We start from the raw sequence: 17,554 nt of genomic DNA on the forward strand, positions 1-17,554 counted from the left end.
ACAGGAATCCTGATGATCGACGGCACGGCTCGACGAACGGAACGCGCATGTCCCTCCTGGCCAGACCGGCGGTGGCCGCCCTCGCCGCCAAGACGATGCAGGGCCTCACCGGGCTGGCGAGCCGCCGTTCCGGTGGCCCCGGCTCCACCGCCGACGGGCAGGCCCGTTTCCCGGAGCACCCCCGCGCGGTGCGGGAGCTGACGGTGCCGACCTCCGTCGCCCCGGCGCAGGTCACGGTGTACGCACCCCCGGCCGGGACGGCGGCGCCCGCGCCCGTCCACGTCAACTTCCACGGCGGCGGCTATGTCGTGTCGATGCCGGAGCTCGACGACGGGCTCTGCCGGTGGCTGGCCGCCGAGGCGGGCGTGGTCGTGGTCAACGTGAAGTACGTCGTCGCCCCTCAGCACCCGTTCCCGGCCCCGCCGACGCAGGCCTTCGAGGTGGTGCGCTGGGTCGCCGAGCACGGCGCGGAGCACGGCTGGGACGGCGGGCGGCTCACCGTGGGCGGACAGAGCGCGGGCGGCGGACTCACGGCGGCCGTGGCCCGCCAGGCCCTGGAACAGGGCGGGCCCGCGATCGCCCTCCAGGTGCTGCACTACCCGCCGCTGGACCTCGCCACCAGCGCGAAGGACAAGAAGGCCGCGGTCGCCAAGCCCATGCTGCGGCCCTGGATGGCCGAGATCTTCGACACCTCGTACGTGCCGGATCCGCGCGAGCGCGCCCACCGGTTCGTCTCGCCCGCCCACGCCTCCGACACCGCCGACCTGACGGGCATCGCTCCGGCGCTGGTCATCACGGCCGAGTACGACCTGCTCAGGAACGAGGCGGTGCGGTACGCGGAGCGACTGCGCGCGGCCGGTGCCCTCGTCGAGCACCATGACCTCGCCGGGGCCGACCACGGCTACGACACCAAGGACGACGAAAGGGCCCGGACCACCTACGCACTGATCGCCCGTCATCTTCGACGGGCGACCGACGCAGGCAGGTCACAGGCCTCTTGAGGCCGCGAGGGGGCGGGAGGGCGCGTCCGCCGCACCGGACGCCACCCGGGTGGTCCGAAGGCGTCATCCGCCGCACCGGCGTGCCCGGCCACCACCCCCTCCCCGGGTCGTCGCCCCGGGCAGCCACCGCCCCCTAGCCAGCGGCTTCCGGCAGGGCGACACCCAGCTTCTCGGCACGCTCGGTCAGGTCGCGCCACACCTTGGGCGCCACCGGGACGCCCTTCTCCCCGCGGCCGGCGGCCACGGCGGCACTGCGCTCGCCCGGGTAGAACACGCCCTGCGCGCCGTCCGCGGCCGGCAGGCCCTTGAGCGTGTCCAGCGTGGCGTCCACGGACTCGGTGAAGGCGTCCGCGCCCCCGAAGGCGGCCGGGTCGACGGCGATGAGCAGGGCGTTCTGGCGGTGCTTGCGGCCGGCCGGGTCGTCCGAGTGGAACGACGCGAAGATCGGCGCCCCCACCAGCACGCTGGTCAGCAGCTCGAAGGCGAGGGACATGCCGGAGCCCTTCGCCCCGCCGAGCGGGAGCGGCATGACCGCCTTCTCCGGATCGGTGGTCGGGGTGCCGTCCTCGGTGGCGGCAGCGCCTTCCGGCAGCGGGGTGCCGCTCGCCTTCGCCTGCCGGATCCTGCCGAGCGCGATGGTGGCGGTGGCCATGTCCAGGAGCAGCGGCGCATGCGCCGACGAGGAGTCGGTGGGGACGGCGATGGCGAGCGGACTGGTGGCGACCGCCGCTCCCCTGACGCCGGTGTAGCCCATGTTCGGCATCCCGGCGACGAAGCCGATGCCGACCAGGCCCTGCTCGGCGATCTTCGACACGTAGTAGCCGATCGCGCCGGTGTGCACCGTGCGGCGTACCCCCACCGCGGCGATGCCGGTCGTCCGCGCCCTGGTCACGGCCTCGTCGGCGGCCGCGCTGAGGGCCACCGGGCCGGGGGCGCGGTCGGCGTCCAGGACGGCCGCGGCCGGGGTGGTGGACTCGACCGTGATCCGGGCGTCGGCGTTGGCGACGCCCTTCTCCAGCAGGTCCAGGTAGGCGGGGACCCGGGCGATGCCGTGCGAGTCGACGCCGCGCAGCGCGGCCCAGACGAACACGTCGGCGGTGGTGCGGGCGTGTTCGGCGCTCAGACCGCCCTTCTCGAGGAGGGCCGCGGAGAAGGTGCGCAGGTCCGCTGCGGGCACCAGGATCTTCGTGGGTGGGGTGGACATGGTGGCGGTGCCTCCTGGTTCAGCGGGTGACGAGGACGTCGACGACGGCGGTGGTGCCCTCCGCCACGGCCTTGAGGGCGCGCTCGAGGGCGGGCCCCAGCGCCTGCGAGGTGTCGACGGTCTCGGTGTGCATGCCGAACGGCTCGGCGAACTGGGCCAGTCGGGGCAGGCGGTGCAGGTCGGTGCCGAGCCATTCACCGGTCTCGGCGGCCGCTCCGTCGGGATAGAACCTGCGGTGGTTGAGGTTCATCGACTTGTAGACGCGGTTGTTGAACACCACGATGAGCAGCGGGAGTTCGTACGCCTTGCTCGCGTCGTACGACGGGACGACCGGGTTGTAGGTGAACGCGCCGTCGCCGATGGTGAGGACCACCGGCCGTTCCCCGGCGGCGAGTTTGACGCCGAGCGCGACCGCGATGCCCTGGCCGAGGCCGCCCTGCACATAGAAGTACGAGTCGGGGGCGGCCGTGCGCAGGTGCCGCTTGACGACACGGCTGTGGGTGATGGTCTCGTCGACGACGATGCCGTCCGCGCCGTCGAGCAGCTCGCGCAGCGTGGCGGCGACCAGCACCGGGTCGACGCCCTCGGTCTGCCGCTGCGCCTCGGCCCTGGTCTCGGCGTCGGCGACGGCGGCCCGCTCGGCGGCGTGCCGCTCGTCCTGCGCGGTGCGCCGTACGGCGACGGCGGCCTCGTCGAGATCCTTCGCCCGCTTGGCGAGCTGGCGCAGCGTGTTGGCGACGTTGCCCTCCAGGTACGCGTCGGCGAACAGGACCTGGTAGACGACGTGCGGGCGCTGGGGCACCTCGTCGATGACGACGACCTGTGCCTTCGAGGGGCGGCGCGACGGCGGGTAGAACGGGGCACGGCAGTTGACGAGGAGGATGAGGTCCGCCTCGTCCATCCACGGGCCGATGTCGCTGCCGGCGTGCAGCGGGTGGGTGCGCGGGAAGTTGCCGCACACCGCGGAGTCCGGTTCGACGACCGGGATGTTCCAGGCCTCGGCGAAGGCGACGAGGGCCTCGAAGCCGCCCGCCTCCCGGCCGGCGGTCTCGGTGACGATGACCGGGTTCCTCGCCTCGCGGATCAGCCGGGCGACCGGGTCGACCTCCTCGGGCGAGCTGTGCGTGGAGCCCGGCGGCACGATGGGTTTGGCCTCGCGGCCGTCCCAGTCCTCCAGCAGGATCTCCAGCGGGACGTTCAGGTACGCCGGGCCGGCCGGGGCCCGCCAGGCCAGCTCGGCCGCCCGCGTGACCATGGTGGGCAGGGTGTGGACGCTGGCGGCCTCGGTGGACCACTTGGTGAACGGGGTCGCGACGCCGTGCGGGCCGCCCACGATGGACAGGTTCCGGTACCACTGGCCGCCCGGGTCCTGCCCGGGGCCGTCCCCGTAGGTGGTCGACTCCGAGGAGCTGACCACCATCGGGACGCCGGCGAGCAGCGCCCCGTGGACGGCCATCGAGCCCTGGAGCAGGCCGGGGGCCGCGTGCAGCAGCACGCCCTGCGGCCGGCGGCTGACCAGGCCGTAGCCGGTGGCCATGCCCACGGCGACGGTCTCGTGGGTCAGGTCCAGGTACCGCGGGCAGGGCAGTCCGTCCCGGTGGCGCCGGGCGAGGGACTCCCATACCGGGGCCCACTCGGACCCGGACGAGCAGAACAGGTAGTCGGCGCCGACGGCGTTGAAGGCGGTGACGAGAGCGTCTCCGCCGTCGGCGCCCGGTGCGGTGGTGGTGTCGGTCATCTCGCGTGCTTCCTCAGCCCTCGATCGGCCAGTTCAGGACCTCGGAGATACCGCGGCCCATGATCCACTCCAGCTCCTCGGGCGTGAAGTCCCAGTGCTTGGTGAACTGCTCGATGGTGTCGGTGTAGGTGATGCCGTGGCCCAGCAGGCGGGTGATGTCGGTGCCGTAGAAGCAGCGCTGCGGGCCCATCTTGTCGACCATCTCGCGCACGTACTTCTGGATGTTGTTGTTCGGGAACGGCTGCGTCGAGTAGCCGGGCAGCGCGGACACCTTGACGTAGATGTTCGGGTGGGCCGCGAGGTCCGCGGTCTCCGCGACCCAGTATCCGATCGCGTCGTCGACACAGCGCGCCATGATGCCCATGTGGTCGATGATGATCTTCAGCTCGGGGTGCCTGGCGGCGATCTCGCCGAGCTCACGCTTCCAGATCGGGGCGTGCACCATGGTGGGGATGCCCAGCTCCGCGGCGACGGGCCAGTACCAGTCGTTGGTGCCGTCGATCATCCAGTTGCGGTCCTGCGGCCGGTGGAAGGTGAGTCGCGTGCCCTTGATGTGCGGGTTCTGCGCGAAGTCCTTCAGCATGGCCTTGCCCTCTTCGGGCTTGTTCTGCGGGATGCGGGCCATGATGCCGAAGCGGTCCGGGTGCGCCTCACAGGCTTCCAGGGCGTAGTCGATGCGGTCGCCCTCCCAGGACGGCGGCAGGATCAGCGCGCGGTTCACGCCGGCCTCGTCCATCAGCTCGAGGGCCTCCTCGTAGGAGAAGGGGTCCTCGCGGTGGCCGTTGAGGCGGATCCGCTCCCGGGCGCCCGGGACCCAGGGGCGGTCCGGGGTCTCTTCCAGCCAGATGTGGATCTGCGTGTCGACGACGAACATGTCCCGTACTTCTTTCTCTCGGTAGGGCACGTGGTGAGGCGTTGCGGAGGGAACGCTAGGGGGCCGCAACGGCCTTGCGGAGCCTCTGGGAGCGCAAGCTGTTGTTGCGTGAAAGTGCGCTGTTCGCAGGGCACTTTCAGGTTGCGCAAGCGGTCGCCGAAAGCGGTTTCCGTGCCTGCTTCGCCACCGGTTGCGCAGCAGGCTTCACGGCCGGTTGCGCAGCAGGCTTCACGGCCGGTTGCGCAACAGGTTTCTCCGCCTGGTGCGGCGGCCTGTTGCGCAACCGGTTTCCCGGCCTGCTTCCCGGCCTGCGTCAGCGGCCTGTTGCGCAACCGGTTTCCCGGCCTGCTTCCCGGCCTGCGTCAGCGGCCTGTTGCGGAACCGGTTTCTCGGCCTGTTTCTCAGCCTGCGCCGGCGCCTGTTTCTCAGCCTGCGTCGGCGGCCTGCTCCTCGGCCTGCTTCGGCGGCCTGTTTCTCAGCTGCTGCCGGAAGCGCGGTCGAAAGCGGCTTCGACGATGTGCTCGGCGATCGCCATGGAGGCCGTCGCGGCCGGCGAGGGCGCGTTGCGGACGGCGGTGACCCGGCCCACCCGATGGATGCGGAAGTCGTCCACGAGGGTGCCGTCCCGGTCCAGGGCCTGGGCGCGCACACCCGCGCCGCCGCGTACGACGTCCTGGACGGCGACCGCGGGAACGTACAGCTTGGCGTCCTTCATGAAGGACGCCGCCGAGAACGACCCGCGGTACTCCTTGACGCCGGTGCGCCAGTGCTGGGCCGCCATCTTCCAGACGCCGGGGTAGGCGGCGAGGCCGAGCAGGTCCCTCGGGGAGATCCGGGTGCGGGAGTACCCCTCCCTGGCCAGGGCCAGGACCGCGTTGGGGCCGACCTCCACCGAGCCGTCGACGCGGGGCGTGAAGTGGACGCCGAGGAACGGGTAACGGGGGTCCGGCACCGGGTAGATCAGGCCCCGCACCAGGTCCGTCTTCTCCGGCCTGAGCAGCATGTACTCGCCCCGGAACGGGACGATCCGCGGCTCCCGCCGGTCCTTCGCGAGACCGGCCACGGTGTCGGAGTGCAGGCCCGCGCACAGGATCAGCCGGTCCACCCGCTCGCGCCGCGGTCCGGAGGCCACCTCGATGCCGCCGGGCACCTCGGTGAGGGAGGTGACCGGGAAGCCCGTCCGCACCTGTCCCCCGGAGCCGGCCACGTCCTCGGCGAAGGCACGGGCGATCGCCGGGTAGTCGGTGATCGCGGTGCGCGGGGAGTACAGGGCCGCGACACCGCCGGCGTTCGGCTCGATCTCCCGGATCTCCTCGCGGGAGACCTTCCGCAGCTCGGGCACATGGTTGTTCCTGGCCCGGTCGTACAGGGCGTTCATCCGGCCGAGCTCGTCCTCGCGGACCGCCACGACCAGTTTGCCGATCTCGCGGTACGGCAGCTCGCGGTCCTCGCAGTACGCGCGGAGCAGGGCCACTCCCCGTACCGTCAGCTCGGCCTTGAGACTGCCGGGCGTGTAGTAGATGCCGGCGTGCACGACGCCCGAGTTGTGGCCGGTCTGGTGGAGCGCGACCTCCCGCTCCTTCTCGAAGACCACGACCCGGGTGCCGGGCCTGCTCAGGGCGATCTCGCGGGCCGTGGCCAGACCCACGATCCCGGCGCCGACGATGCCGATCGTCTCGTCAGCCATCGGCACCTCCTCTCTCTGTAGTCGCTGCTCACGATCGTCAGCCGCCGAAGTGCACGGCGACCGTCTTGACCCGCGTGGAGAAGCGCAGGACTTCCTCTCCCTGCTCCTTGTAGGCCGTGCCCGAGTCGTGGAACCCGCCGAAGGGCAGGTGGACGTCCCAGCCGGTGGTGGTGGAATTGACCGCGACCTGTCCGCACTCGGCCTCGTCGGCGAAGCGGTGGGCGCAGGCCAGGTCGCGGGTGAAGACGGCGGCGGCGAGGCCGAAGCCGGAGTCGTTGACCGCCTCGACGGCCGCGTCGAAGCAGTCGACCGCGCGCAGGACGAGGACCGGCCCGAAGACCTCCTCGCGCCAGATCGCCGTCTCCGGGGTGACGTCCCCGAGCACGGTCGGCTGCACGTAGCAGCCGTGGGCCCGCTCGCCCTCGGTGTCCGCGTGGCCGCCGGTGAGGACGGTGGCGCCCTGCTCGACCGCACCGGCCAGGTCGGCGAGGACGCTGTCGCGCTGCCTGGGGCTGGACAGCGGGCACAGGGTGGTCGCCGGGTCGGTGCCCTGGCCGACCTTCAGCTCCTCGACCTCGGCGACCAGCAGCCGGGTGAACTCCTCGTACACCGGCCGCTCCACCACGACCCGGCTGGTGGCGGTGCAGCGCTGGCCCGCCTGCCCGAACGAAGCCGCCACGACGGCCTTCGCGGCGGCGGGCAGATCGGCGTCCTTCAGCACCACCGAGGCATTCTTGCCGCCCAGCTCGCCCTGGAAACGCACGTTGCGGTCGGCGAGACGGCGACGGATGCGGTTTCCGACGGCGTTGGAGCCGGTGAAGGTGATGCCGACGATCCGCGGGTCGTCGAGGAGAGCCTCCTCGATCTCGGCGGTCCGGCCGGTCACCACGTTCAGCACGCCCGCGGGCAGGCCTGCGTCGTGCAGGGCGCGGGCGAAGTGCAGGCCGGAGACCGGGGTCTCGGTGGCCGGCTTGAACACGGCCGCGTTGCCGGTCGCGAGCAGCGGGGCGAGCTTGCGGGCGGGCGTGATCAGCGGGTCGTTCCAGGGGCTGATCACCAGGATCACGCCGATCGGCTCGCGCTGGGTGTGCGTGCGGTGGTTCGGCCGCACGTCGTGCAGGAGGGTGCCGTAGCCCTGGCGGGCGAGACCGGCGTAGTACTCCAGGAAGTCGGCGGACTTGAGGGTCTCGCCGGTCGCCTCGGTCAGGGTCTTGCCGTTCTCCGCCGTCACGTCGGCGGCGATCTCCTCGACCCGTTCGCGGATCAGCCGGGCCGCGTCGGTGAAGATCCTGGCCCGCTCGAAGGGGCTGGTGCGCTTCCAGAGCGCGAACCCGCGCTCGGCGTGGTCGAAGGCACGGGTGACGTCCTTGGCCGTGAGGGCCGGAACGCGGGCGACGGGGGTACGGACGTCGGCGGGGTCGAGGACGTCGATCCATTCGGCGCTCGCCACCCACTCCCCGCCCACGAGGGTTTCCAGGGTACGCATCTCGGGTCACTTCCTTTGTCGGCCAGGGTGCGGACTGTGACAACACACCACGTCAGGGCGGTGCCGCCACCTCTGTGGCAGCAGGCATTGATTGCGCCGCGCGCGGGTGGTCGCGGGTCCGATCCATGCTGGAATCGGCAGGCCGGAGGCCTGACAGCGGTCTCCGCCGACCCACCGAGGAGAACCGGACATGCCCTACGCCGTCGTCGCCCACTACCGCTGCGCCCCCGCCGACGAGAGCGCCGTGCGCGCCGCGCTCCTCCAGGTGCGCGAGCACACCCGTGCCGAGCCGGCGAACGAGGGGTACGAGGTGCACGCGGTCGAGGGGCAGCCCGGCGGATTCCTGTTGTACGAGCGGTACGCCGACCGGGCCGGGTTCGAGGCGCACAAGGCGGCCGAGCACTTCCAGAAGCTGATCGTGGCCACCGTGTGGCCGCTGCTGACGGACCGGACGGTCACCTTCGCCGAGGCACTGTAGGGCGAGGCGCTGTACGACCCGGGCCGGGCAACTCCCTTGAGTTGCCCGGCCCTTGTCCGCCGCTGTCAGAACTCGTTGCCCCACACGTAGCGGGCGACCGTCTCCACCAGCACGAGCTTCCTGCGCTGCTCCTCCGTGGTCAGCAGCGGCCGGCTCGCCACGTCGGCGAAGCCCCGGGACGGCGACACCGCCGCGTCCTCGAGGTCCTTGAACTCACCGGCGGCGTCGATGCGGGCCATCACCGTGTCGATGTCCTCGAGTGCGGGCACGGTCGCGTCGACCACGCCCAGGCAGACGTCCCGGTCCTCCGGCAGCGCCCGGACGAGGTCCAGCTCGGCGTCGGTGCCCTGGTCGAAGGGCAGGATCCAGCGGTCGGCCGGTACGGCGCCGTACAGCCGCTCGGCGCGCGCCCGGTCCACGGACCCGGGGGCGGCGAAGCCGGGGGCGACCCCGATCCGTACGCCCTCGGGGCGCGTCTCCAGGCGTACGGCGAGGGCCTCGACGGCGAGGGTGTCCTCGAAGGACAGCGCGCCCGGGTCGGCCGGGTCCGTCGCCAACTGACCCAGCAGGAGCGGGTTGTTGAGCTGGATCAGGCGTACGCCCTTCGCCACCAGCAGTTCGATCTCGGCCTGGATGATCTCCGCGAGGGCCTCGCCCAGTTCGCGTGCGGAGGACACCCCGAGGCCGGGGCGGTAGGTGGTCGCGGCGAGGTAGGCCGGGGAGGGCAGCGACACCTTCGGCGCGATCACCGTCAGCGCGGTGAGCCGGTCGGCCGTGTCGGCGAGCAGCGGGCCGTTCGCCTTGGGCAGGGACTCGGCGACCCAGCCCGCCAGTCCGTCCGCACCGACCTCGTCGGTACGGCGGAAACCGGTCACGGCGTCGAGGACGGCGCCGCGGAAGTCCTCGCGGGGGAAGTCGCCGTCGGTGACGACGGTGGAGCGGAGCCGGCGCTGGAAGACGACCGCTTCCTCGACCGCCCTGCGTTCGGCGGCCGCCCGTGCCTGCGGGTCACCGGCCGCGCGGGCGGCGACCAGCTCGGCGGGACGGACCAGGCTGCCGTGGTGGTCGATGCGGTAGTTGAACGTGTCCGCCATGGGTCACGCGTCCTTTCCGGGCCCGGCCGGGCCGCCCGCGACGCCCCAGGCGGCGAACTCCAGCTCGTAGCCGAGGGAGGCGAGCACCTCGTCGGCGATGGTCTGGTCCTCGTCCGCGGTGCCGCCGGCGATACCGAGGCCGCCGATGATCTCGCCGTCCTTCTTGATGGTGACGCTGCCCTCGGCGGCCATGATCGGCATGGCCGCGCCCGGCAGTTGGGAGAGCTGGGCGAAGAAGACGGGCTGGCTCTCCTGCCACTTCTTCAGCATCGTGCCGGGCCGCTGCATGACGGCCGCGGTGTACGCCTTGGCGCGGGCGATGTCCGGGGTGAGGGGGCGGGCCCCGTCCGGGCGGCGGATGGCGATGGGGAAGCCGCCGGCGTCCACGACGGCGACGCTCACCGCCTTGCCCACGGCCCGGGCCCGCTGCGTGGCGGCCTCGATGATCTCCTCGGCGGCGGCCAGGGTCAGGCTGCTCATACGGCTTCCTTCGGTGCGGTGAGGGTGCGGCGCAGACGGGCCACGGCCTCGTTGTAGGCCTGGGGCGTCTCCCAGTACATGGAGTGCGGGGCGCCCGGGACGATCTCCAGGTGCGATCCGGCGAGCAGTTCGTGGGCGCGGGTCACGGTCTTGACGCTCAGCACGGCGTCCTTCTCGCCCGCGAGGAAGGCGACCTTGACGCCCGAGGCCTCGATCTCCTCCAGGGAGGGGCCGTTGGTGTCGAGGTTGCGCAGGTCCTGCATCCTGGCGACGTTGAAGGTGCCCATCTGCTGGAACAGGAAGGTGAGGTCGGCACGGTCCCGCTGGAAGGACTTGGTCAACAGCCGGTCGATGACCGGGAGTTTGACCGCCTCGGCGCGGTCGGCGGCGGCCAGCTCCTTGAGCTCCGGGTGGCTGATGCCGCCGAGCGAGTGGCCGAGGACGACGCAGGAGACGCGTTCGGGGCGCAGCAGGCCGGCGCGCAGGGCGGCGACGGAGCCGATGGACTGGCCGACCAGCATGACGTCGGTCAGGTCCTCCTGGTCGAGGACGGCGACGACGTCACCGGGGAAGTCCTGGCCGTCGAACTCGGGCATGGACGAGTCCGACTTGCCGAAGCCGCGCAGGTCGACGGTGACGACGGTGAACTCGTCGCGCAGCGCGGCGACCTGCTGCCACCAGGCGGCGTGGTGGCCGCCGCTGCCGTGCACGAACAGGATCGCCGGACCGCTGCCGTGGCGCTCGTAGTAGAGGGAGGTGCCGTCGGAGTCGGCGAGAGGCATGGGATGTAACTCCTCAGCGGGGGCGCTCAGTCGCGGCGCTTGGCGTGGTGGACGAGCTCGATCATGGTGTGGTCGGGGTCGTGGATGTAGCAGAACTTCGACTGGTTCTCGGGGCGCTCGATGGTCCGGGTGTGCCGGATGCCCAGCTCGTCGAGGTGGGCGAGGAAGTCGTCCCAGTCGTCGACCTCGACGGCGAAGTGATAGGGCGCCATGCGCTCCATCTCCTCGACGGGGGTGAAGTGGAGGTCGAAGTTGCCGCGGGTCATGAGGACGACCCGGGTGTTGGACTTGGGCATGATCCGCTTCATGCCGAAGACCTTCGTGTACCACTCGGCGGTGCGGTCGGAGTCGGTGGTGGGGAAGTTGACGTGGTGGATGTAGCGGGGTTCCGCGCTCATGACTGATGGTTCCCTTCGAGGTGAACGGGGTTGGACAGCACACCGATGCCGCTGATCTCGACCTCCACGGTGTCCCCGGGCTCGATCCCGCAGGTCGACTCGGCGCCCATCCACAGCACGTCCCCGGGCCGCATGGTGATGTGCCGGGTGATCTCGACGATGAAGTCGAAGGGGTCGAAGACCATGTCGCCGGTGGGGAACGAGGCCCGCTCCACACCGTCGACCCGCAGGGTGGTCGTCTGTGCCAGGGCGTCGACGTCGGTCTCGATCCACGGCCCCATCGGCTTGAAGGTGTCGCTGTTCTTGCTGCGCCAGAAGGTGCGGTCCTGGTGCTGCCAGGTGCGGGCGCTGACGTCGTTGCCGATGGTCCAGCCGAAGACGGCGGCACGGGCCTCGTCGTACGTCGCGTGCCGGATCGTGCGGCCGATGACGGCGACGAGTTCGGGCTCGGCCTCGAACCGCCCCTCGACCTCCGCGGGCTTCACGATCGGTGAACGGTGCCCGGTGAGCGCGTTGTTGGCGCGGTAGCCGGCCTCCGGGCGGTCCGGCAGGACGGCGGCCGGATTGCCGAGCCGGGCCGCGTGCTCGATGTGCCGGGGGTAGTTCAGTCCGACCGCGTAGAACACGGGCGGGACGACGGGCGGCAGCCAGTCGGCCGTGTCGCGCGGGACGGTCCCGACGACTTCGGGATCCGGCCGGCCGGCGTCGTCTTCCAGGGGGGAGCCGGACAGCAGCTCGACGTCCGTCTCCCCCACCCGGCCCCACTGCGCCCGTCCGTCGACCGAGAGTCGCGCGTACCTCATGGCGCCAGCTGGTGGGAGACGCGCTTGGTGACCAGGTAGGCGTCCAGTGCCTCGGGCCCGCCCTCCCGGCCGTATCCGCTGTCCTTGACGCCGCCGGAGGGCGCCTCGTGGACGGAGCCGCCGCAGTGGTTGAGGGAGAGGATCCCGGCCTCCAGCTCGGCGGACAGCTTCTCCGCGGTCGCGGCGGAGTCGGTGAAGCCGTAGGCGGCGAGGCCGTACGGCAGCGCGTTCGCGACGGCGAGGGCCTCGTCGAGGTCGCTGAACGGCACGATCGGCGCGATCGGCCCGAACGGCTCCTCGTGCAGCAGTTCCGCGTCCTCGGGTACGTCGGTCAGGACGGTCGGCGCGAAGAAGTATCCGGGCCGGTCGGGCCGCTCGCCGCCGGTGAGGACCTTGGCGCCGCGCGCGACGGCGTCGGCGGTGAGCCGCTCCAGGGACGTCAGTCGGCGTTCGTTGGCCAGCGGGCCCATGGTGGTGCCGGGCTCGAGACCGTCACCGACGACCACCGCCTCGGCGGCCTTCACGAACTCGGCGGTGAACTCCGCCACGACACTCTCGTGGACGAGGAAGCGGCTCGGCGAGGTGCAGACCTGGCCGGCGTTGACGAACTTCGCCCGGGCGGCCTTGCGGGCGGCCGCCACCGGGTCGGCGTCCGCGCAGACGATCACCGGGGCATGGCCGCCGAGTTCCATCAGCGACGGCTTCATGACCTGGCCGGCCTGCGCGGCCAGCAGCTTTCCGACCGGCACCGAGCCGGTGAAGGCGACCAGCCGGACCAGCGGGGAGGCGATCAGGTGGGCGGAGACCTCGGCGGGCTCACCGAAGACGAGGTTCAGCACGCCGGCCGGGAGCCCCGCGTCGGTGAAGCAGCGCACCAGTTCCATGGCGGTCGCCGGGGTCTCCTCGGAGGCCTTGATGACGATCGAGCAGCCGGCGGCGAGCGCGGCGGAGATCTTGCGCATCGGGCCGCCCGCCGGGAAGTTCCACGGCACGAAGGCGGCGACCGGGCCGATCGGCTCACGGCGGACGGTCAGTACCGTGCCGGGCTCGGCCGGGATGATCCGGCCGTAGGCGCGGCGGGCGTCGTCGGCGTGCCAGCGCAGGGTGCCGGCCACCCGGCGGGCCTCGCCGGTCGCCTCCGCGAGCGGCTTGCCCTGCTCCAGGGTCATGATCCGCCCGACCTCGGCGGCGCGCTCGGTGAGCAGGCCGGCTGCGGCGTGCAGGATGTCGGTGCGCTCGGCCACGGGCGTCGCGCGCCACACCTTGAAGCCGGCCGCGGCGGCTTCGAGCGCGCGGTCCAGGTCGGCGGGGTCGGCCAGGGGTACGTCCCCGATCACCTCCTCGGTGGCCGGGTTCACGATCGGGGCGGTACGTCCGGTGCCGCCCTGGCACCACTCGCCCGCGATGTGGAGGCGGACGGCGGGGTAGCCGTGGTCGGTGGTCATGGGTGGGTGCCCTCTCAGGCTGGAGAGTCGATGAGGCTGAAGCGGCTCAGGAGGCGGTGGTGGCGTCCTGGTCGCGGTTCGTGCGCAGCGCCCAGATGTGATGCGGCGGGGTGGTCTCGTGGACGCGGGTCTCGTAGGTGTCGTCGACGCGGTCCATGTCGGCGGCGTACTCGACGCGGCCCCCGCACGGGGCGTGCAGGAAGCGGAAGACGTTCGAGCCGACGGTGTGGCGGCCGAGCCGGCGGGCCTCCCGCCAGCCCTTCTCGATCATGTGGTTGCCGCCTTCGACGACGTCATCGAAGCCGGGCACCTCGTAGGCGATGTGGTTGACGCCGGTCCGGTCCGGGCGGTGGCACAGCAGCATGGTGTGCTGGTCGTCGTCGCCCGGGGCCTGCATGAAGACGCCCATCGGCTCCACGATGTCGGTCGGCCGGAAGCCGAGGACGTCGGTGTAGAAGGCGACGGCCTCGTCCTTGCCCGCCTTGGCGATGTTCAGCGCCACATGGCACATGCGCAGCGGGTACGCGCGCGTGAGCGGCTCCAGTGCGGTGTTCCAGCGGTGGACGCTGCCCGTCGCGTTGGCGGGACGGGCGGCGACGGTGACCGGCCTCGGCCGGGCGAGGGTGAGGCCCACGCCGAAGCCGCTGAGGTCGACGGTGTGGAAGACGCCGTCGGCGCTCTCGCGCACCGCGCGCCGGCGGCCGGCGGCCGCGGCCAGGCGGGTGAGCTCCTCCCGGGTGTCGACGCCCCAGACGACCTCGCGCAGGGTGGGTCCGTCCTCCACCGGCGGGGGCAGCAGGGGGCTCGGGGCGGTGTCGAGGTGGAGGGTCTGCCCGGTGCGGGTCTCGAGCACGGCGTGTTCCTCGGTCCGCTCCACGAGGAACAGGCCGAAGTCTTCGAAGAACCGGACGCATTCGTCGAGGTCGTCGATGCCGTAGGTGACCGATTCGATTCTCTGGATTCCCATGGATTCCTCGTTTCCGGGTCGCCTGGTGAGCGTAGGTTTGGGTGGCGGGGGCCTCAATGGCCCCGGCTCTACCAAATGCGCAACTCTTGGTTGCGCCTGCCGTCAGGGCTACCGGATCGCGGGAATCGGGTTCTGCGAGAACCATTCGGAGAGAAAGTCCAGGAACACGCTGATCTTGCGCGGGGTGTCCTGTCCGGGGCCGTAGATGGCGTACAGCGGGCGGTCGGGTACGGCGAGTTCCGGCAGCAGCACCTTCAGGGCGCCGGAGACGAGGTCGTCGTAGGCCGGGCGCTGCGGGAGCAGGGCGATGCCCCGGCCGTGCACGGCGGCCTTCTGGAGGGCCAGGTAGGAGTTGGACGAGAAGGCGATGTTGCGGATCTTGTGCAGGGTGCTGGCGTGGCCGTGGCCGATGCGCCAGACCGGGTCGTTGACGTGCACCAGGCAGTCGTGGCCCGCGATGTCGTTGGGATGCGCGAGACCGCCCTGGCGTTCGATGTAGTCCGCCGAGCCGCACAGCACGAACGGCAGGGAGGAGATCTTCTTCAGACGGACGCTGGAATCGCGGAGGTCGCGGGTATGGAATGCGACGTCGAATCCGCTGTCCAGGAAATCGTAGGTGCGGTCGGACATGCCGCCGAGTTCGAAACGGACCTGAATCTTCGGATGGGCCGCGGAAAAGGCGGCGATCGCGTCACCCAGGTCCAGGCTGCCTATCCATTTCGGACAGATGATGCTGAGGGTGCCTTCGGCCCGGTCGTGCGAGTCGGCGAGTGCCGCGTCCTGGGCGTCGATCTCCTCGAGGATGCGGGCGGCGAATTCCGCGTACCTCAGCCCCGGCTCGGTGAGGCTCACCGAGCGGGCGGTGCGATTGACCAGGCGGACCCCCACCTGACGTTCCAGCTCGGCCACGTGCCGTGACACCAGTGACCCGGAGGAGCCCAGTTTCTTGGCGGCTCCGTTGAAGCTTCCGGCCTGAGCGACAGTGACGAAACTGTGCATCAGCAGCAAGCGGTCCATGTTTCCTCCGATTGCGGCTCCCGCCCGCGGCGTCGAGAACGGGAGCATTCCTGCGGCTCGGGACAACCGGGCGCCGGCAGGCACCGCTTCCCGGTGGGGCCCTCACTTCGGGCAGTACTGGGGTGCCTCGCTCAGGTTGTCCTCGGTGACCAACAGAAGAGGAATGTTGGCAATCTTGTCAACCTTTTCCTTGCCAAGGAGCCCGACGGCGTTCTTCACGGCCGTCTCGCCGATCGTCTTCGCCGAGTTCGCGACGGTGGCCGAGAACTCGCCGTTCTTGACGGCGGTCAGGCCCTCGTCGGTCCCGTTCACGGTGACGATCTTGACGTCCTTCGCACCGGCGGCGTCGAACGCCTTGCGCACGGCGAAGGCCATCTCCTCGTTGGCGACGAACGCGTAGTCCAGGTCGGGGTTGGCCTGGATCATGTTCTCCGCCACGTCCTGGGCCTTCGCGGGATTGAACATGCCCGGCTGGTTGGCGACGACTTTCGCCGTGGCCGGAAGAGCGCCCTTGAAACCGCCCACCAGCAGGTCCGAGGCCGCGCCCGGGGCACCGGCCACGATGCCGACCTGGACCGGCTTCGTGCCGGCGTCCTGGGCGATCCAGCCCGCGTCGAGGCTGCCGACCTTCTTGAGGTCGACGACGGCCGCGCCGAGGATGTCGTCGGCGTCGCCGGTGGACACCGAGGTCAGATAGATCGGTATGCCCGAGGCCTTCGCCTTGGCGATGTCGCCCTTGAGCGCGTCGACGTTGACCGTCTGCACGATCAGCGCGCTCACGTTGCGGGAGATCATGTCCTCGATGTTGGACAGCTCGGTCCCGGCGTTCTGGTGGGAGTTGGCCGTGTAGACCTTCGCTCCCGCGGTCTTCGCCTGGCCCTCGACGGCTTTCTGCAGACAGCTGTGGAAGTTGGTGTCGCCACCGTTGACGAAGCCGAGGGAGACGCTGTCGGTACTGCCACTGCCGCTGTCGCCGTTGCCGCAGCCGGTCAGCACCAGGGTGGAGCCGGTGACGGTGGCGAACAGTGCCCTGCGCGAACGGGCGGAGAGTCTCATGGGAAACGCCTTTCAGGACGAGGCATGAACGAGCGGGAAGGTCAGTGACGCGCCGAGCCCGAGCGGGCCTTGTGCATCTCGTTGGCGATGGCCGCGACGAGCAGCACGGCGCCGACGGAGACCGGCTGGTAGTTGCTGGAGAAGTCCAGGAGGTTCAGTGCGTTGGCCACCACGCCGAGCAGCACCAGGCCGAGAGCGGTGCCGATGACGGTGCCGTGTCCGCCGGCCAGCGAGGTGCCGCCGATGACCACCGCGGCGACCACGGCCAGCTGGAGCGAGAGGCCGGCGGTGCCGCCGGGGCTGGAGGAGCCGAGGCGGGACAGCAGCATCAGGCCGGCGAGTCCGGAGAGGGTGCCGGTGAGGCCGTACAGGGTGAGCTTGCGGGCGGTGACGTTGATGCCGCTGAGGCGGGCCACGTGCTCGTTGCCGCCGATGGCGAAGGCGTCCCGGCCGAACACCGTGAACCGCATGACGAGCGCCGTCACGATCAGCACCAGGACGGCGACGATCAGCAGATACGGCACCCCGAGCACCTTGTCGTTGCCGAGGGCGAACATCCGGGTGCCGATGGAGATGGTGGAGCCGTCGTGGACCAGGAGCGCGACGCCGTCGAGCAGGGTGGCCGAGGCCAGCGTCACGACGAACGGCGCCACGTTGGTGAAGGTCACCACCAGCCCGTTGACGAGTCCGATGGCGGTACCGAGCAGCAGCGCGACGACGACGGCGTAGCCGGTGGGCTGGCCGTCGGCGAGCAGTTTCGCCGACACGGCGGCCGTGACGGCGACGTTGCTGCCCATGGAGAAGTCCATGCCGCCCGCGGTCATCAACAGGGTGAGCCCCGCGGCGAGTACGGCGTTGACGCTGACCTGGCTGAGGATGTTGACGATGTTGCGGTCGGTGGCGAAGGTCTCGCTCTGCGCGGCGGTGAACACCACGACGAGGACGAGTACGGCGATCAGACCGGCGTGCGGCAGATCGCGCACCCTGCCCAGGGAGAGACGGGACTTGGGCGCCTCGGGCGGGTCGGACACGCCAGGGGCATCG

The 17,554-nt window shown here is 71.2% G+C and carries 17 protein-coding genes; 2 read left to right on the top strand and 15 right to left on the bottom strand.

What is annotated here, in order from left to right:
• Positions 1-47: 47 nt before the first annotated feature.
• Positions 48-1,001 carry an alpha/beta hydrolase gene (locus OG933_RS07875; RefSeq protein WP_362518916.1) on the top strand — a complete coding sequence of 318 codons (954 nt, stop codon included), beginning with the start codon at positions 48-50 and terminating at the stop codon, positions 999-1,001.
• A gap of 133 nt (positions 1,002-1,134) precedes the next feature.
• Here the strand turns inward: OG933_RS07875 and OG933_RS07880 are convergent, their stop codons facing one another.
• From OG933_RS07880 to OG933_RS07900, 5 genes are all read right to left on the bottom strand, one after another.
• The gene (locus OG933_RS07880; RefSeq protein WP_362518913.1) at positions 1,135-2,205 is read right to left on the bottom strand and encodes an Ldh family oxidoreductase; all 1,071 of its coding nucleotides are present in this window, start codon (positions 2,203-2,205) and stop codon (positions 1,135-1,137) included.
• 19 nt (positions 2,206-2,224) lie between these two features.
• The gene (locus tag OG933_RS07885; protein ID WP_405626172.1) at positions 2,225-3,943 is read right to left on the bottom strand and encodes a thiamine pyrophosphate-dependent enzyme; all 1,719 of its coding nucleotides are present in this window, start codon (positions 3,941-3,943) and stop codon (positions 2,225-2,227) included.
• 13 nt (positions 3,944-3,956) lie between these two features.
• The gene (locus tag OG933_RS07890; protein ID WP_383463551.1) at positions 3,957-4,817 is read right to left on the bottom strand and encodes an amidohydrolase family protein; all 861 of its coding nucleotides are present in this window, start codon (positions 4,815-4,817) and stop codon (positions 3,957-3,959) included.
• Between the two features lie 475 nt (positions 4,818-5,292).
• Positions 5,293-6,504, bottom strand: coding sequence for an L-2-hydroxyglutarate oxidase (gene lhgO, locus OG933_RS07895; RefSeq protein ID WP_405626175.1), 1,212 nt, complete (start codon positions 6,502-6,504; stop codon positions 5,293-5,295).
• 37 nt (positions 6,505-6,541) lie between these two features.
• Entirely contained in the window at positions 6,542-7,990 is a 1,449-nt protein-coding gene (locus tag OG933_RS07900) for an aldehyde dehydrogenase family protein (protein ID WP_405626178.1), read from the bottom strand.
• A gap of 190 nt (positions 7,991-8,180) precedes the next feature.
• Between OG933_RS07900 and OG933_RS07905 the strand changes: the two genes are divergently transcribed.
• Entirely contained in the window at positions 8,181-8,468 is a 288-nt protein-coding gene (locus tag OG933_RS07905) for a putative quinol monooxygenase (RefSeq protein WP_362518901.1), read from the top strand.
• Between the two features lie 65 nt (positions 8,469-8,533).
• Here the strand turns inward: OG933_RS07905 and OG933_RS07910 are convergent, their stop codons facing one another.
• The 10 genes from OG933_RS07910 to OG933_RS07955 all read right to left on the bottom strand — a co-directional run bounded on the left by OG933_RS07910 (position 8,534) and on the right by OG933_RS07955 (position 17,541).
• Positions 8,534-9,562 carry a methionine synthase II (cobalamin-independent)-like protein gene (locus tag OG933_RS07910; protein WP_362518899.1) on the bottom strand — a complete coding sequence of 343 codons (1,029 nt, stop codon included), beginning with the start codon at positions 9,560-9,562 and terminating at the stop codon, positions 8,534-8,536.
• Positions 9,563-9,565: 3 nt separating this feature from the next.
• Positions 9,566-10,042: a heme-binding protein gene (locus OG933_RS07915; RefSeq protein ID WP_020127413.1), complete on the bottom strand. Its 477-nt coding sequence runs from the start codon at positions 10,040-10,042 to the stop codon at positions 9,566-9,568.
• The gene (locus tag OG933_RS07920) at positions 10,039-10,824 is read right to left on the bottom strand and encodes an alpha/beta fold hydrolase (RefSeq protein WP_405626182.1); all 786 of its coding nucleotides are present in this window, start codon (positions 10,822-10,824) and stop codon (positions 10,039-10,041) included. Before OG933_RS07920 ends, OG933_RS07915 begins: the two co-directional genes overlap by 4 nt.
• A 26-nt stretch (positions 10,825-10,850) precedes the next feature.
• Positions 10,851-11,222, bottom strand: a complete 372-nt coding sequence (locus OG933_RS07925; RefSeq protein ID WP_362266144.1) for a VOC family protein — start codon at positions 11,220-11,222, stop codon at positions 10,851-10,853.
• Positions 11,219-12,025: a fumarylacetoacetate hydrolase family protein gene (locus OG933_RS07930; protein WP_405626184.1), complete on the bottom strand. Its 807-nt coding sequence runs from the start codon at positions 12,023-12,025 to the stop codon at positions 11,219-11,221. The genes OG933_RS07925 and OG933_RS07930 overlap by 4 nt, the downstream gene beginning before the upstream one ends.
• Positions 12,022-13,470 carry an NAD-dependent succinate-semialdehyde dehydrogenase gene (locus OG933_RS07935; protein WP_405626187.1) on the bottom strand — a complete coding sequence of 483 codons (1,449 nt, stop codon included), beginning with the start codon at positions 13,468-13,470 and terminating at the stop codon, positions 12,022-12,024. The genes OG933_RS07930 and OG933_RS07935 overlap by 4 nt, the downstream gene beginning before the upstream one ends.
• A 46-nt stretch (positions 13,471-13,516) precedes the next feature.
• Complete coding sequence (locus OG933_RS07940) at positions 13,517-14,437, bottom strand: VOC family protein (RefSeq protein ID WP_405626190.1); 921 nt, start codon at positions 14,435-14,437, stop codon at positions 13,517-13,519.
• Between the two features lie 108 nt (positions 14,438-14,545).
• On the bottom strand, positions 14,546-15,454 hold the full coding sequence (locus tag OG933_RS07945) for a LysR family transcriptional regulator (RefSeq protein ID WP_267023357.1): 909 nt from the start codon (positions 15,452-15,454) through the stop codon (positions 14,546-14,548).
• Positions 15,455-15,556: 102 nt separating this feature from the next.
• Positions 15,557-16,510, bottom strand: a complete 954-nt coding sequence (locus tag OG933_RS07950) for a sugar ABC transporter substrate-binding protein (protein ID WP_405626193.1) — start codon at positions 16,508-16,510, stop codon at positions 15,557-15,559.
• Positions 16,511-16,551: 41 nt separating this feature from the next.
• Positions 16,552-17,541, bottom strand: a complete 990-nt coding sequence (locus OG933_RS07955; RefSeq protein WP_362518878.1) for an ABC transporter permease — start codon at positions 17,539-17,541, stop codon at positions 16,552-16,554.
• Positions 17,542-17,554: the final 13 nt, after the last annotated feature.

Source organism: Streptomyces sp. NBC_00016 (assembly GCF_045040885.1).
In the GTDB taxonomy this organism is placed as follows: Bacteria; Actinomycetota; Actinomycetes; order Streptomycetales; family Streptomycetaceae; genus Streptomyces; species Streptomyces coriariae.